The sequence below is a fragment of the Chitinophaga sp. RCC_12 genome (assembly GCF_041360695.1).
In the GTDB taxonomy this organism is placed as follows: domain Bacteria; phylum Bacteroidota; class Bacteroidia; order Chitinophagales; family Chitinophagaceae; genus Chitinophaga.
The window spans coordinates 1-672 of sequence record NZ_JBFUPS010000030.1 but is presented as its reverse complement, the minus strand read 5'-3'; the positions used below and the strand labels follow the sequence as shown (position 1 = coordinate 672).

General features: G+C 47.2%; 1 protein-coding gene. It reads right to left on the bottom strand.

Features of this window, described 5'->3' with window-relative positions; genetic code table 11:
• The coding region (locus AB6805_RS32465) for an AMP-binding protein (RefSeq protein WP_370913579.1) at window positions 1–672 on the bottom strand (672 nt) is incomplete at both ends.

The following is a 672-nucleotide window of genomic DNA, read 5'->3' as shown; positions in this document are numbered from 1 at the left end:
GAATGCAATTTCCCAGGGCTCAGTGCTTCTCCCCCGAAAATAACATAGCGTAAAGACAGACCCGTTACAGTCAATTGCAAAAGATTATAAAAAGCACTGGGCGTCTGATTCAGCACCGTTACCCCTTCCTCCCGCAATAATTTAAGATACAAACCCGTATCACGCGCTGTCATCTTCGGAACGATAATCACCTTACCCCCGGTTAACAATGCCCCAAAAATCTCCCATACACTGAAATCAAAGCAGTGGCTATGGAACATCGTCCAAACATCTGCCGGACCAAAGGAAAACTGGAAATCATCGTTGCAGAGCAACCGCACTACATTACGATGCTCTACCATCACGCCTTTGGGATTTCCTGTTGTTCCCGAAGTATAAATAACGTAACATAAGTCCGATGGCAGCGGCTTGTCAGGCAAAACAGCGCTGAACTGCTCGCTGTCTTCTATTAACACCACCGCTATACCTGGCTTTACCAGGTCTGCAAACTCCTTTGTTGTCAGCACCAACCGGGTCTGACTATTATCCAGCAGGTAATTCCTCCTTTCTTCCGGATAGGTAATATCAACCGGCAAATAGGCGCCACCGGCTTTCAGAATACCCAGCATGCCTACCACCATTTCAATAGAACGGTCCATCAAAAGACCTACTACCGCATCTGGTTTCACTCCA